This is a genomic window from Neisseria sp. P0022.S009, assembly GCF_051956675.1.
GTDB lineage: Bacteria > Pseudomonadota > Gammaproteobacteria > Burkholderiales > Neisseriaceae > Neisseria.
In genome coordinates, this window is record NZ_JBQCXE010000002.1 from 131,499 (window position 1) to 144,974 (window position 13,476).

At 47.1% G+C, this 13,476-nt stretch carries 9 protein-coding genes; 3 read left to right on the forward strand and 6 right to left on the reverse strand.

The genetic code is table 11. The features are described from left to right. Window positions 1–216: 216 nt before the first annotated feature. Both ACTHUG_RS03695 and ACTHUG_RS03700 read right to left on the reverse strand, forming a co-directional pair. Entirely contained in the window at window positions 217–1,080 is an 864-nt protein-coding gene (locus tag ACTHUG_RS03695) for a phosphoribosylaminoimidazolesuccinocarboxamide synthase (RefSeq protein WP_440386319.1), read from the reverse strand. Between the two features lie 163 nt (window positions 1,081–1,243). Then, window positions 1,244–2,698, reverse strand: a complete 1,455-nt coding sequence (locus tag ACTHUG_RS03700) for a calcium-binding protein (RefSeq protein ID WP_440386317.1) — start codon at window positions 2,696–2,698, stop codon at window positions 1,244–1,246. Window positions 2,699–3,142: 444 nt separating this feature from the next. Here ACTHUG_RS03700 and rfbD point away from each other — a divergent pair, with 444 nt between their 5' ends. The 3 genes from rfbD (at window position 3,143) to ACTHUG_RS03715 (ending at window position 8,692) form a co-directional block, all read left to right on the forward strand. After that, window positions 3,143–4,006, forward strand: coding sequence for a dTDP-4-dehydrorhamnose reductase (rfbD, locus tag ACTHUG_RS03705; protein ID WP_285069944.1), 864 nt, complete (start codon window positions 3,143–3,145; stop codon window positions 4,004–4,006). A gap of 151 nt (window positions 4,007–4,157) precedes the next feature. After that, window positions 4,158–7,016: an excinuclease ABC subunit UvrA gene (gene uvrA / locus ACTHUG_RS03710; protein WP_440386316.1), complete on the forward strand. Its 2,859-nt coding sequence runs from the start codon at window positions 4,158–4,160 to the stop codon at window positions 7,014–7,016. Between the two features lie 44 nt (window positions 7,017–7,060). Then, window positions 7,061–8,692, forward strand: coding sequence for an anti-phage dCTP deaminase (locus ACTHUG_RS03715; protein ID WP_440386315.1), 1,632 nt, complete (start codon window positions 7,061–7,063; stop codon window positions 8,690–8,692). 334 nt (window positions 8,693–9,026) lie between these two features. On the opposite strand, the gene ACTHUG_RS03720 is transcribed toward ACTHUG_RS03715, so the two are convergent. The 4 genes from ACTHUG_RS03720 to ACTHUG_RS03735 form a co-directional block, all read right to left on the reverse strand. Then, window positions 9,027–9,404 (reverse strand): DUF5339 family protein, encoded by a 378-nt coding sequence (locus ACTHUG_RS03720; protein WP_440386314.1) that lies wholly within the window; start codon window positions 9,402–9,404, stop codon window positions 9,027–9,029. A 189-nt stretch (window positions 9,405–9,593) separates the two neighbouring features. After that, window positions 9,594–11,438, reverse strand: coding sequence for an anaerobic ribonucleoside-triphosphate reductase (gene nrdD / locus ACTHUG_RS03725; RefSeq protein WP_440386425.1), 1,845 nt, complete (start codon window positions 11,436–11,438; stop codon window positions 9,594–9,596). Window positions 11,439–11,492: 54 nt separating this feature from the next. Next, window positions 11,493–12,002: an anaerobic ribonucleoside-triphosphate reductase activating protein gene (gene nrdG, locus ACTHUG_RS03730; RefSeq protein WP_440386313.1), complete on the reverse strand. Its 510-nt coding sequence runs from the start codon at window positions 12,000–12,002 to the stop codon at window positions 11,493–11,495. 286 nt (window positions 12,003–12,288) lie between these two features. Further along, the gene (locus ACTHUG_RS03735; protein WP_440386312.1) at window positions 12,289–13,431 is read right to left on the reverse strand and encodes a THUMP domain-containing class I SAM-dependent RNA methyltransferase; all 1,143 of its coding nucleotides are present in this window, start codon (window positions 13,429–13,431) and stop codon (window positions 12,289–12,291) included. Window positions 13,432–13,476: the final 45 nt, after the last annotated feature.

A 13,476-nucleotide genomic window follows, 5' to 3' on the forward strand; every position in this document is an offset into this window, starting at 1 on the left:
GCACTGCTAAAACACTAATAATGCACACTAAAATCCGAATGTGCATAGTTAGGGTTTCAGACCGTGCGGCAGGTTATAAACAAGCTTTCAGACGGCCTTTTCGGACGCTGAAAACAATTGCGGATTATAAAGGCAACCATCCTTAAAATCCAGTATTGATACAATAAAAAGGCCGTCTGAAACATATCTCTTTCAGACGGCCTTCGGTCTTCAAAATCAATCCTGAGTCAGCAAAGTCAATGCTTCCTGATATTTTTCGACTGTTTTCTGAATCACATCGGCAGGCACTTTAGGCGCAGGCGCTTTTTTGTTCCAACCGCTTTGCTCCAGCCAGTCGCGGACAAACTGTTTGTCAAAAGATGGGGGATTGGTTCCGACTTTGTATTGATCGGCAGGCCAAAAACGGCTGGAGTCAGGCGTCAACACTTCGTCCATCAAAGTCAGAGTACCTTCTTCATCCAAACCAAACTCAAACTTGGTGTCGCAAATAATGATACCGCGAGATTTGGCATATTCGGCCGCTTCCGTATAAAGCTGAATCGCCTTGGCGCGTACTTCCGCCGCCAGCTCTTTGCCGATGATGCGTTCGCATTCTTCAAAGCTGATGTTTTCATCATGATCGCCGACTGCGGCTTTGGTCGACGGCGTAAAAATTACTTCGGGCAACTGCTGCGCTTCCTGCATACCTTCAGGCAGTTGAATACCGCAGACAGAACCGGTTTTTTGATAATCTTTCCAACCGCTACCTGCCAGATAACCGCGCACAATAGCCTCCACTTTCACCGGAGTGAGTTTTTTAGCCACGACGGCGCGTTTCTCCAAAGCTTTAGCTTCGTTTTCAGGCAAAACATCGTAAACCGTTTGGCCGGTAAAATGGTTAGGCATGATATGAGCCAGTTTTTTAAACCAAAAATTGGAAATCTGCGCCAGAATCTCCCCTTTACCCGGAATCGGATCATCCAAAATCACATCGAATGCAGACAGACGGTCGGAAGCAACCATCAACATACGTTTATCGTCAATTTCGTACAAATCGCGGACTTTGCCGGAGTAGATTTTTTTCAAGCTGATTTCAGACATTTCGGGTATCTCTTTGGTAAACAGAAGAATTTGGTATTTTAGCCCAATTTAGCATCTTTCGTCAGATTGTTTACAAAATAAAGGCCGTCTGAAACCTTATAGCTCGGTTTCAGACGGCCTTAGCCTTTGATTTTAGGGACAAACCCTAAAAACCATCATCCTATCAGATGGCAGGAGCCTGAGTCTGATCTTGGATTTGGTTCACAGCAGACAGAGAGTAGTAGTCGCCGTGGCCGGTTACTTGGTAAGTGCTACCGTCAGCAAACTTGAAGTTTTCAACTTTGTGATCGTTACCGGTGAACCAGTCATCGATGGTGATGCTGTCGTTAGTACCGACAGAAACAGTCAAGTTAGCACCTGATTTGCTCAGCAATACGTCAGAAGCTGCAACGCCTTTACCGAACAACAAGGTGTCATTACCGCTTTCTTCACGGATAGTGTCGTGACCGTAACCTTTGTCGAAGAAGTAAGTATCGTTACCGGTACCGCCGATCAGGATGTCGTTGCCGACACCGCCGTCGAGGTAGTCGTTACCGTCTTTACCCACCAGGCAGTCGTCGCCGGCCAAACCGTACAGATGGTTGTCGCCGCCGTTGCCTTCAATGTTGTTGTTCAAAGAGTTACCGGTACCGTTCAGGTTTTGCATACCTTGCAAAATCAGGTTTTCAACGTGATCGGTCAAGGTGTAGTCGATAACGGTACGAACAGTATCGATACCGGCGTGTGCATTGCCGTACTCGATAACTTGGTCGTTGGCATTGTCAACGAAGTAAACGTCGTTACCGTCGCCACCGCGCATGATGTCCGCACCGGAACCACCGTTCAGGTAGTCGTTGCCGGCACCACCTTGCAGGTAGTCTTTACCTTCTTCACCGTACAGAGAGTCACCGTCGGCATCACCGTAAATGGTGTCGTTACCAGCACCAGCGTAGATTACGTCTGTGCCGTTGCCACCGTAGATGATGTCTTCGCAAGCAGTACCATAAATGGTATCTTTAGCATCAGTACCGCGGATAACGTTGCCGTCTTTGCAGTCTTCAGCTCTGATGACATTACCTGGGTTTTTGTCTTCGTGACCGTATGAGTTGTTTTGGTTATGGTCGTCAACACAGTCTTTGCAGTCTGGCTCTGGCTTAGGCTCAGGTTTTGGTTCTGGCTTAGGCTCAGGTTTTGGCTCTGGCTTAGGTTCTGGTTTAGGCTCAGGTTTTGGTTCTGGCTTAGGCTCAGGTTTTGGTTGTGGTTTTGGTTCTGGTTGCGGTTCTGGCTGTGGCTCAGGTTTAGGCTCAGGTTTTGGTTGAGGCTTAGGCTGAGGTTTAGGTTGTGGTTTTGGACATGGGATCGGTTTGATTGGATCGCAGTTGTAAGGTGGGCAAACCGGAACACATTTGTAGTTAGGCGTTTTTGCCGGTGGGCAGAAAGCCGCAATAGCAGAAACCAAACCAGTTACCGCATTAACTACTGACACGCCGACGCTGGCAATGCTAGCGATGCTGCCGATAGAAACAGAAGATTTTGCTGCAGGAGCGCAGTAGTAAGAAGAGTAGGAAGCCTTAGGCGCAGGAGCGCAGTAAGAACTAACCAGGGGTCTAGCATAATACCCCCCGTAACAGTATGCCATAATAATTACTCCCAAAATAGTTAATAAAGATATTGAGCTAGCGGAACGAGCAAATCCGCCCTTGCTCAATTATTATTTTAGTAATATTTTTCAAAATATTTACTCAAAAATATCAAACGGTAGAATTTGCCGACAAAAGGATTGAGTTTCGCCTGTTTTTAAATTCCATTATCCTAGCAACAATAAAAACATTAACATTGATTCACAATCTCTCAAACAGCATAGAGCCTTTATCTATCTTGTTAAAAGCTGAATTTTAACTCTAGTTATAGTAAACAAACATAATACCAATAAGTGGTTATTATTATGAATAGATAATATCGACGATTTACCCAAATACAGCCTCCTCTGCATTTTGTTCTACGCCAATAATGTGAATTTGTCGTATTTACACTATAATGACACGAACACCTATTTAACAGCTATCAGAGGAGATACTCAACCATGCGTACTTTATTGACCGGAGCCAAAGGCCAGCTTGCCCGTTGTCTGCGCGACCGCCTGCCCGAAGATTGGGAACTGATTGCTACCGACTCTACTTCGCTGGACATTACCGATACCGAAGCCGTGCATCACATGATCAAAAACTTCCAACCAGATGCCATCGTTAATGCCGCAGCTTACACTGCCGTCGATAAAGCAGAAGAAAACGCTGAAGCCGCTTTTGCAGTCAACGCAACCGCTGTTCACAACCTGGCCGCAGCTGCCCGCGCCGCACACGCCCGCTTTATCCATATTTCCACTGATTATGTATTCGACGGCGAAGGCAAACGCCCTTACCGCGAAACCGACTATACCAATCCGCGCAGTACTTACGGTCAATCCAAAGTAGCAGGCGAGCTTTTGGCTTTAGCCGCGCATCCGGAAAGTACAATCGTCCGTACTTCATGGCTGTTTAGCGAATACGGCAGCAATTTCGTCAAAACCATGCTGCGCCTTGCCAAAGAACGTGACTCCCTCTCCATTGTCCACGACCAAACCGGTTGCCCGACTTATGCAGGCGACTTGGCTCATGCCATCATCAGTTTATTGCAACAGCCCACCTCCCCACGCGGTATCTTCCATTACTGTGGCAATAAGTCGGCAACATGGTACGAATTTACCAAAGCCATCTTTCAGACGGCCCACCAATTAGACGACAGCTTTCGCATTCCGGAACTGAACGCGATCACCACTGAACAATATCCCCTGCCCGCTCCGCGTCCGGCATACAGCATTATGGATTGCTCACGCCTAGAGACCGAGTTTGGTATCAAACCGTCCGACTGGCAAAAAGCTCTGCGCGAAATTCTCCGCAAAATCGACTGATAAGCTGATCCATCTATATCAAAGGCCGTCTGAAAACATATTTTCAGACGGCCTCTTTGTTTCTTTTATATCAAATGCTTTATCTATCCAGTCTGACATTTGAAAAGTGCTACAATAGCCGTTTATTTTATTTTTCAGACGGCCTGACAATATGTGCAACCATCATCCCAAACATTCACACGATAATGACACCATCCGCATCCGCGGCGCGCGTACACATAATTTAAAAAACGTCGATTTGGACATTCCGCGCCACAAGCTCGTGGTGGTAACAGGATTGTCAGGCAGCGGCAAATCGTCGCTGGCATTTGATACTTTATATGCCGAAGGCCAACGCCGTTATGTTGAGAGCCTTTCCGCCTATGCCCGTCAGTTTTTGCAGATGATGGACAAACCCGACGTCGATTTGATCGAAGGCCTGTCGCCTGCGATTTCCATCGAGCAGAAATCCACCAGCCATAATCCGCGTTCCACCGTCGGCACAGTAACGGAAATTCACGACTATCTGCGCCTTTTGTACGCACGCGTCGGCACGCCGTATTGCCCCGAACACAATCTGCCGCTGTCAAGCCAAACCGTGTCGCAGATGGTCGATGCCGTGTTGAAGCTGCCGGAAGACACGCGCGTGATGATTCTTGCGCCGGCTGTGCGCGAGCGTAAGGGCGAGTTTGTCGATTTCTTTGCCGACTTGCAGGCTCAGGGCTTTGCGCGTGTACGCGTGGACGGCGAGGTCTATCAGCTCGACGAAGTACCGAAGCTGGAAAAAAACATCAAACACAATATCGACGTGGTCATTGACCGCGTGAAAGTGAAGGCCGACATCAAACAACGGCTGGCGGAAAGCTTTGAAACCGCGCTGCGCCACGGCAACGAACGTGCGCTGGCAATGGAAATGGACAGCGGCGAAGAACATTGGTTTTCCGCGCGTTTCGCCTGCCCCCTGTGTTCGTACAGCCTGCCCGAATTAGAGCCCCGCCTGTTTTCGTTCAACAACCCGATGGGTTCCTGCCCGACTTGCGACGGCTTGGGCAACACCAACTTTTTCGACCCCGAAAAAGTGGTCGCCCATCCCGAATTATCCTTAGCAGCAGGCGCGATTGACGGCTGGGACAAACGCAACCAATTCTATTTCCAAATGATTCAATCGCTGGCGCAACATTATAAATTTGATGTCGACGCCGCTTGGGAAAGCCTACCGGAAAAAGTCAAAAAAGTCGTGTTGCACGGTTCGGGCAAAGAAGTCATCGACTTCACCTACCTGTCCGAACGCGGCACCACCTTCAACCGCAGCCACGCCTTTGAAGGCATCATCCCCAATCTCGAACGCCGCTACCGCGAAACCGACAGCGAAACCGTGCGCGAAAAATTACGCGAATACCAAAACCACCGCGCCTGCCCGAGCTGCGGCGGCGCACGTTTGCGCAAAGAAGCGCGCTACGTTTACGTCAGCGGCGAACCTTTGCACGAAGTCTCCGCCTGGCCACTGACCAAAACCCACCAATTCTTTGAAACGCTGGATTTGGACGGCAACAAAAAACAAATCGCTGAAAAAATCCTCAAAGAAATCACCGAACGGCTCGGCTTCCTGATTAATGTCGGGCTGGATTACCTGAATCTCTCCCGCTCCGCCGAAACCCTCTCCGGCGGCGAAGCCCAGCGCATCCGCCTCGCCAGCCAAATCGGCAGCGGCCTGACCGGCGTGATGTACGTTTTGGACGAACCCTCCATCGGCCTGCACCAGCGCGACAATGACCGCCTGCTCGCCACCCTCAAACGCCTGCGCGATTTGGGCAACAGCGTGATTGTGGTCGAACATGACGAAGACGCCATCCGCGAAGCCGATTTCGTCGTCGATATGGGCCCCGGTGCGGGCGAACACGGCGGCAACGTACTGATTGCCGACACGCCCGAAAACGTCGCCAAATACGAAAAATCCATTACCGGACAATACCTCAGCGGCAAAAAATCCATTACCGTGCCGTCTGAACGCACGCCCGTCAATCCCGACCGAATGCTCGTCCTCAAAGGCGCGCGCGGCAACAACCTTAAAAACGTTACCCTCGAACTGCCGCTCGGTTTAATTACCTGCATCACCGGCGTATCCGGCAGCGGCAAATCCACTCTGATTAACGACACCCTCGCCAAAATCACTGCCCGCGAACTCAACCGCGCCCAAGAAGAACCCGCCCCATACGACGACATCCACGGCCTCGAACACCTCGACAAAGTCATCAACGTCGACCAATCCCCCATCGGCCGCACCCCGCGCTCCAACCCCGCCACCTACACCGGCCTGTTCACCCCCATCCGCGAACTCTTCGCCGGTGTCCCCCTCTCACGCGAACGCGGCTACAACGTCGGCAGATTCTCCTTCAACGTCAAAGGCGGCCGCTGCGAAGCCTGCCAAGGCGACGGCGTAATCAAAGTCGAAATGCACTTCCTGCCCGACGTGTACGTCCCCTGCGAAGTCTGCCACGGCAAACGCTACAACCGCGAAACGCTCGAAATCCAATACAAAGGCAAAAACATCAGCCAAGTCCTCGACATGACCGTCGAAGAAGCCCGCGAATTTTTCGACGCCGTCCCCACCGTATCGCGCAAGCTGCAAACCCTGATGGACGTAGGCCTCGGCTACATCCGCCTCGGCCAATCCGCCACCACCCTCTCCGGCGGCGAAGCCCAGCGCGTCAAACTCGCCTTGGAGCTCTCAAAACGCGACACAGGGCGCACCTTATATATATTGGACGAACCGACAACGGGGTTACATTTCGCCGACATCGCCTTGCTGTTGGAAGTAATAGGCCGTCTGAAAGGCAAAGGCAACTCGATTGTGATTATCGAGCATAATCTTGATGTGATTAAAACCGCGGATTGGATTGTGGATTTGGGGCCGGAAGGCGGCGATGGGGGGGGCAGGATTATTGCTTCAGGTAGCCCTGAGGAAGTGGCGAAGGTTAAGGGGAGTTATACTGGGAAGTATTTGAAGGTAATTGTCAATATTCAAGAATAATTGATATTATTTAAATAATTTTTATTTTTTCGAGAAAATATATCATGAGTAAATACACCAAAAATTCTATTGAGAAACTATATGGATCTGATGATGATTTTATTTTAATTGGAGTTACAGGCAGAACGGGAAGTGGTTGTTCTACTGTTGCTAATATATTAAATTCTAAAGAAGAAGATTTAAAACATTCTCTTTTTCAGGGTAGTCATCCTGAAAATAATGAACATCGTGTAGAAAAAATTATTTTTAATAGATTTAAAGGAAGTTGGAAACCATTTTTGCTAATACAAGTTAGATCTATTATTACATTAATGCTTGCCGAATCAAAAAATGAAACGGCAAGCGAATATGAAAATTTCATTCAAAAACACAAATTAAAACCAGAAAAAATTGAAGATTTAAATTCCATTTTAGAAAAAATTAATAAGGAATTTGAAAATCTAGAATCTACTAATGAAGGTCTAATAAATTTCTACGATAACTATTTACCAAATGAAAGTAAAAATTTAAAAGATTCGCTTGGAATTGAATTTACTGCATTATTTCAAGAAATTGGGGATAATATCCGTAAATCTGGGAGTCCTGTTAAAAGCACGATGGAAGAAGGCAATTTTTTTAAACTAGCAGAAAGAATTAATTCAATTATAAAAGATATAAGGGAATACCATAAAAATAAACAACAACCTACATTCATTGTAATTGATGCTATTAGAAATCCATTGGAAGCCTTCTTTTTTCAAGAAAGGTACGCTTCTTTTTATTTATTAGCAATAACCTGTAATGATGAAGAGCGTAAACAAAGGCTTAGAAACTTAGGTATAAATGATAAAGAAATAGAAACTATTGATGAAAAAGAATATAGCTCACATGACTTAGACCATGATGAAACTTACACCACACAAGATATTCAGGCATGTTTACAAAGAGCGGACCTATATATAAACAATAAAAATGCATCGGACGAAGTTACCCAATTTATTGCTTTATCAAATCAATTAATTAAATTTACTACCCTAATGAAATATCCAGGTATTGTAAATCCAACATCAATTGAAAGATGTATGCAGATAGCTTACACAGCAAAATTAAATTCTGGGTGCTTATCAAGACAAGTTGGTGCTGCAATAACGGACTCAAATTTTTCAATTAAAGCTATTGGTTGGAATGATGTTCCAGAAGGACAAGTTTCTTGTAACTTGAGAAATAGATTTGATTTAGTGGATGGTAATGATAGTAAAGCATTTACATATTTTGAACGAAATGATAAAACTTTTATTGAACATATAAAAAAAGGAAATGAAAAATATATCGCAATAAAACAGTCTAGAAATACTTCATTTTGTTTTAAATCCGAATATAACAAAATAAAAGGAGATAAGAACCAAGTTCATACTAGAGCATTGCATGCAGAAGAAAATGCTTTTTTACAATTGTCAAAATACGGTGGAAATGGGATTCAAAATGGCTTTTTATTTACAACAGCTAGCCCTTGTGAGTTATGTGCAAAGAAGGCATATCAATTAGGTATTAAACGCATCTACTATATAGATCCATACCCAGGAATTTCTGCAACACATATTTTACAAAGTGGAAGTAATGATCCCGAATTAGTTTTGTTTACAGGAGCAATTGGGCGTGCATTTCATAAATTATATTCACCATTAATCCCTTATTAAAGATGAACTAAGTGCATTAATTGAATCTTAAGTTATTACTGAAGAGCAAGCCGTAGCCTGCATATCTAACCGACCGCGTGCGTGGTTGCGCCACATACCCGACCTGTGAATTAAACGGAACTTCAAAATCAACGTGTAGGGTGCGCACGCGGTTGCTTAATTGACGATTTGCTGTTGTAAATTTCAACTTAGTTTAAACTAACACTTTCAGACGGCATTAAAGATGGCCGTCTGAAAGCAATAATTCTTTGTTCAAAAACAACCATTTTAATTCATAAAACAAAAAACGGATTCCAAATTATTGGAATCCGTTTTTCTATAAAGCTTAGCCGTATTATTTAGCTTCTTCTTTAGCGTCTTCAGCAGCTTCTTTGGCATCTTCTGCTGCGTCTTTTGCGTCTTCTTTAGCCTCTTCAGCAGCTTCTTTGGCTTCTTCGGCTTTTTCTTCAGGCGTTTCTGCAGCAGGTACGCCTTTCAAAGCGTCCAAAGAAGTTTTACAAGTTGCATCGCGTTGGTCTGCAGGCAGGTTTTTCAGGGCTTCTTTGGTTTGTTCAAAAGATTTTTGCATCATGTCTTTGGTTGCTGCATCTACGTCTTTAGTTGCTTCGGCAAATGCTTTTTCGTACTCGTCACAAACGGCAGAAGAAGATGAGCCTGAACCGCCGCCGCATGCTGACAGGGACAGGGCTGCCAATAAAGCTGATGTTTTCATGTGCTCTCGCTTTTTTTGAATTTAGGTTAAAGGAAGGAATATGTTAATTCATTATATTAAAATGTCAATCATTGTTGTTTAATTTAATTAAAATCATGCAGTTGAAAGAATCAGTCTATCCAAACATCCTAAAGGCCGTCTGAAATTTCAGACGGCCTTTGCTTTTGTAAGGAATCCTTTTTTCAATGATTACGCCGCTTTACGGTGATAATGCCTGAGTGCGTGCTCTTTGCGCCGTCCGCTACTGAATGCGGATACGCGTTTCAGATAGCCGATCACTCGGGTGCCGTAGTCGATGTCGTGGCTACCGCAGGCAGAACAGGCGTGCAGGGTGCGTTTGTCGATGTGACCGCATTCGTTGCAGATGGTGATGCGCACGTTCACGCAGAAGTAGTTGCAGCCGGTTTGCGCGGCGATGTCCAAGAGCGAGCGGTAGCCGGATTCGGGCAGGGCTTCGTCGAGGTTCAGGTGCAGTGCGGAGCCGCCGTCGAGCCAGTCCACCAGTTCTTTGCCGTGCAGCAGGAATTTGTCGAGCGCGTTGATTTCTTCGTCTTCGACGACGTAGAAATAGGAGTTGTAGCAGTCGCGGCTGACTTTGTAGCCGTCGGCTTTGTCCCATTTGGCGTTTTTCACGCCGAGGTTTTCGGCGGGGACGAACTCGGTGTTGAATTTCACGCCGTAATGTTTGCTGGCGGCTTGGTTGACTTCGAATATGGTTTTCAGACGACCTTGGACGAAGTTGATGTAGTCGTCGTTGTAGCCGACTTTGATGCCTTGCGATTCGGCGGCTTCCGCCATACCGTTGATGCCGATGGTAAGGAACTGTTTGTCCAGCGTGATGAAGCCTGCATCGTAAACGGGCAGCATTCCGGCGGCTTGGTATTCTTCCATCAGTTTGCGGTAGGCGTATTGGTATTTGTGGATTTTGGCCACTTCGGCGGCAAGGTCGCGCCCGTCTTGCTCCAGTCGGTTCATGTTGATGGTGATGACGTTGATGGAACCGGTCGCCACACCGCCCGCGCCAAGGGTGTAGCTGAAGGTGCGGTCTTCGATGGCGTTACGCAGACGGCAGCAGGAAGCCAAGGAGTCGGGGTTGTCGGAAAGATAGACGAAGAAGGAATTGCCTTCCGCCAACTCTTTCGCCATTTCGTCGGCAAACACGGTGTCTTTGCATTTGCCGCCATCGGTCAGCATCGCAGCGGTAACGACAGGGAAAGTCAAAACGGCTTTGCTGCGCTCCTGATTGAACCATTTGAGGAAGAAGTTTTGCAGCTTCGCCACGCTCGTCCACACCGGTTTGCTGAAATCGGGGAAGACGAAATCGCCGAACATCGCGTCAAAATAGTATTGATCGTAAACGGAAATATTCCAGAATACGCTCTGATAACCGCGTGCGGCGGCAGGCTGATTGATGCTGTACACCACCTGCTGCATATGGTTGGCAATTTCTTTGGCATGGGTTTCCAAATAATCGTCGCCGTAGTCTTTGCGGGCGAAGTAGTCGAAATAGGTCAGAAATTCCACCGTCGCCACCGCACCGGCAAACTGCGCGCTGATGGCAAACACAAGGTTGATAAACGAACCGCAAAACGAAGCCAGATGCTGCGGCGCTTTGGATTCGCCACCGAGTTTGCTTAAGCCGTCGAGCAGGAAGGGATACAGCGTCACCGACACACAATAAGGCTTGAGGCTGGTTTCGTCGTGCACATAAATATCATGTGCCTCAATCTGGCGGATGTATTCGTCGGCAACGGATTGGTCGAAAATTTCGGCGATTTTGCGCGACACTTGGGCGCGGTTAATCTGCACGAAAAAGTCTTTCATGATTTCCGCTTCCATCGTAGCGATGTTTTTTTGCGTTACGTTGGCATTGGCGTCCATTTTCGAGCCGTCCGCCGCGTTTTGCGCGCTGATGTAGTCGCGCATGAATTGTAGTTTTCCGTTTAACTGTTCGGGATGCAGCCGAATCATGTTAATTCTCCTGTATGGTTTGGTTGATTTATTAAACAATGACGGTTGGGCCGTCTGAAACATCGCTGTCAGCGAATACAATAAATTCAATTTAAATCAGTGCAATACAGCACCGGGCTAAATTGAAGCCACTGGAAAAACCTTAGGCACAGGTTTGTCTTTGATAAACAAGCGGTTCAACACTTCGCCCGTGTGCAAATTGATAAACTTCTGATTGGTGGCCGGACTGTCCAAACCGCCCAACTCCATCTGCCAGCGGCCGATTTTCAGATACGTCAGATAAGGCAGGATGCCGTCTGAAACTGCCTCCAGCTCTTCACGCTCCAGGCCGGTGTACAAACAGGCTTTCAAACCCGCCTGCGTCACGATGGCCAGCATTTTCTGCAAGGCTTCCGGCTGCCATTCTCCGCCCATAAACAACACGCATGTAATCAACCCGCGATAGCGTTTCAGACGGCCTTTTAAATAATCCTCGGTCAATTCCGTGCCGATGCCCTCTTTCCATGTATCGGCACTATGACAGCCTTTGCAACGCAGCGGACAACCGGAAAACAGAAACGCCAGCGACACTTCACCCGGCACTTCCTGCCATACAATTTGCTCGATTGTGAATTTCAAACCGCTCATTGCAATGCCATAAAACACAAGATATGGTGTGCATTAAAACACAATACCACTAGATATGGTATTTTATTTAACAATCCATCTTTATTTTGTAATAGGTTTTTATAATTTGATAGATTGTAAATTTCAATAATTACATCTACACGGCTCCCTCGATAAAGGCCGTCTGAAAACAATTTCAGTGCATTAATATAAAAAAGAAAAGCAAACTCCGTTATAACAAAGACGGTTTTAACAAATCAAAAAAGGCCGTCTGAAATCATCTTTCAGACGGCCTTAATTTCAGGTTTTACCCCCGATTCGAACCTTTCACCATATCCATCAAAAACAATCGGCAATCCAAATTACCGTTAAACAAAGGAATTTTCCGCTTCGGAGAAAGGCGCATAAATTTCGGCATATCGCGATCGCCGGTAAACATTCCTACCAGCCAGCCGGCGTAATATTGTTTCAACCATGTACCGAGTTGCGGATATAAAGCCTGCAAAGCTTGAACCTCCGCAAGGCGCACGCCATAAGGCGGATTGGAAATCATAATGCCGTGTTCGCCGTTTGGGCGCGCGGCTTGTGCATCTTGCACGTCAAAGCGGATGAAATTATCCACTTCGGCGGCTTGGGCATTGGCCAATGCGGCGCGGATCATATAACGGTCGTTGTCGCTGCCGGAAATGGGCGCGGCGGCCGGTTTGATTTGTTTTTCAGCCTCATGGCGCAACGCTTGCCATTTTTCTTTGTCGAAGTTTTGCAGTTTTTCAAAACCGAAACGGCGCATCAAACCCGGCGCACGGTGTGTCGCAATCCATGCAGCCTCAATGGCAATCGTACCGCTGCCGCAAAACGGGTCTTGGAAAGGCTGCGTACCGTCATAGCCTGCCAAAAGCAGCAAACCTGCCGCTAAGTTCTCTCTCAATGGCGCTTCACCGGTATCCTGACGATAGCCGCGTTTAAAGAGTGCTTCGCCGGAAGTATCGATAAAGATTTCCACATTGCGCTCATCGATGAAAGCATGAATGCGGATATCGGGGTTGATTTTGCCCACGCTCGGACGCGCATCATAAATATCGCGGAAGGCATCGCAGACGGCATCTTTGATTTTCAAACCGACAAAATCCAAGCTTTTCACATTGGCGCGCTTGCCTTCGACTTTGACTTTAAAGGTCTGCTCCAGCTTAAACCAACCTGTCCAATGCAGATTTCGTGCCAGTTTGTAGATATCGTGTTCGTTGCGATAACCGCCTTTGGTCAAGCGCAGCAAAACACGGCTAGCAACGCGCGAATGCAGGTTGATGCGGTACACCTGCTCCATCGTGCCTTTACATGCGACACCGCCGTCAACAGCGCGGATATCCTGACATGCCATGCTTTCGAGTTCCTGCGTCAAAGGCGCTTCCAAACCGCGAGGACAAGTGATAAAAAGTGAATAAACCGTCATATAAAACCTTTCCGGGTAGGGCTATCCGAACCACTCGGATAACAA

Excerpts from the sequence above, each read along its gene's own strand:
- ACTHUG_RS03695 (WP_440386319.1), bottom strand. The coding sequence starts at position 1,080 with ATGTCTGAAATCAGCTTGAAAAAAATCTACTCCGGCAAAGTCCGCGAT.
- ACTHUG_RS03700 (WP_440386317.1), bottom strand. The coding sequence starts at position 2,698 with ATGGCATACTGTTACGGGGGGTATTATGCTAGACCCCTGGTTAGTTCT.
- rfbD (WP_285069944.1), top strand. The coding sequence starts at position 3,143 with ATGCGTACTTTATTGACCGGAGCCAAAGGCCAGCTTGCCCGTTGTCTG.
- uvrA (WP_440386316.1), top strand. The coding sequence starts at position 4,158 with ATGTGCAACCATCATCCCAAACATTCACACGATAATGACACCATCCGC.
- ACTHUG_RS03715 (WP_440386315.1), top strand. The coding sequence starts at position 7,061 with ATGAGTAAATACACCAAAAATTCTATTGAGAAACTATATGGATCTGAT.
- ACTHUG_RS03720 (WP_440386314.1), bottom strand. The coding sequence starts at position 9,404 with ATGAAAACATCAGCTTTATTGGCAGCCCTGTCCCTGTCAGCATGCGGC.
- nrdD (WP_440386425.1), bottom strand. The coding sequence starts at position 11,438 with ATGTTTCAGACGGCCCAACCGTCATTGTTTAATAAATCAACCAAACCA.
- nrdG (WP_440386313.1), bottom strand. The coding sequence starts at position 12,002 with ATGAGCGGTTTGAAATTCACAATCGAGCAAATTGTATGGCAGGAAGTG.
- ACTHUG_RS03735 (WP_440386312.1), bottom strand. The coding sequence starts at position 13,431 with ATGACGGTTTATTCACTTTTTATCACTTGTCCTCGCGGTTTGGAAGCG.